This is a genomic window from Bradyrhizobium sp. 62, assembly GCF_023073035.1.
GTDB lineage: Bacteria > Pseudomonadota > Alphaproteobacteria > Rhizobiales > Xanthobacteraceae > Bradyrhizobium.
Window position 1 is genome coordinate 52,814 of the sequence record NZ_JADPIT010000032.1, and the last position, 1,601, is coordinate 54,414.

The following is a 1,601-nucleotide window of genomic DNA, read 5'->3' on the forward strand; positions in this document are numbered from 1 at the left end:
GAGCTCGAGAATTTCGCCCTTCACGTCGACGGTGATCTTGCGCGACAGGTCGCCGCGCGCGACGGCGGTGGTGACTTCGGCGATGTTGCGGACTTGGGTGGTGAGGTTCGCGGCCAGCAGGTTGACGTTATCGGTGAGGTCCTTCCAGGTGCCGCCGACGCCGGGCACGACGGCCTGGCCGCCGAGCCGCCCCTCGGTGCCGACCTCACGTGCGACGCGCGTCACTTCCGCGGCGAAGGAGCGGAGCTGCTCGACCATGGTGTTCAAGGTATCCTTGAGCAGCAGAATTTCGCCGCGCACGTCCACCGTGATCTTCTTCGACAGGTCGCCGCCGGCGATCGCGGTTGCGACCTCGGCGATGTTGCGGACCTGCGCGGTGAGGTTCGATGCCATGAAGTTGACGTTGTCGGTGAGATCCTTCCAGGTGCCGGCAACGCCGGGCACTTCGGCCTGGCCGCCAAGCTTGCCTTCGGTGCCGACCTCGCGGGCGACGCGCGTGACTTCGCCGGCAAAGGCGTTGAGCTGGTCCACCATGGTGTTGATGGTGTTCTTCAGCTCCAAAATCTCACCACGGACGTCGACGGTGATCTTGCGCGAGAGGTCGCCGCGCGCCACGGCAGTGGTCACTTCGGCGATGTTGCGGACCTGGGCGGTGAGGTTGCCCGCCATCGAGTTGACGCTGTCGGTGAGGTCTTTCCAGGTGCCGGCGACGCCGGGCACGTTGGCCTGGCCGCCGAGCCGGCCTTCGGTGCCGACCTCGCGCGCGACGCGCGTCACCTCGCCCGCGAAGCGGTTGAGCTGGTCGACCATCGTGTTCAGCGTGTCCTTGAGCTGAAGGATCTCGCCGCGCACGTCCACGGTGATCTTGCGCGACAAGTCGCCACCGGCGATCGCAGTCGCGACTTCGGCGATGTTGCGGACCTGGGCGGTGAGGTTGCCCGCCATCGAGTTGACGCTGTCGGTGAGGTCCTTCCAGGTGCCGGCGACGCCGGGGACTTCGGCCTGGCCGCCGAGCTTGCCTTCGGTGCCGACCTCGCGCGCGACGCGTGTGACTTCGCCGGCGAAGGCGTTGAGCTGGTCGACCATGGTGTTGAGCGTTTCCTTCAGCTGAAGGATTTCGCCGGACACGTTGACGGTGATCTTCTTCGACAAATCGCCCTTGGCGACCGCGGTCGCGACTTCGGCGATGTTGCGGACCTGGCCGGTCAGGTTCGAGGCCATCGAGTTGACGCTGTCGGTGAGATCCTTCCAGGTGCCGGCGACGCCGCGCACCTGGGCCTGGCCGCCGAGCTTGCCTTCGGTGCCGACCTCGCGGGCGACGCGCGTGACTTCGCCGGCAAAGGCGTTGAGCTGGTCCACCATGGTGTTGATGGTGTCTTTCAGCTCCAGGATCTCGCCGCGGACATCGACGGTGATCTTTTTCGACAAATCGCCACCCGCGACCGCGGTCGTCACCTCGGCGATGTTGCGGACCTGCGCGGTGAGGTTCGAGGCCATCGAGTTGACGCTCTCGGTCAAGTCCTTCCAGGTGCCGGCGACGCCGAGCACGTTGGCCTGACCGCCGAGCCGGCCCTCGGTGCCGACCTCGCGCGCGACGCGCG

Annotated in this window: 1 protein-coding gene; it reads right to left on the reverse strand. The window is 66.8% G+C overall.

Annotated features, from left to right (window positions below; all coding sequences use genetic code 11):
- Nucleotides 1-1,601: HAMP domain-containing protein (locus IVB47_RS29640; protein ID WP_247466732.1), on the reverse strand; the 1,601-nt coding region annotated here is incomplete at both ends.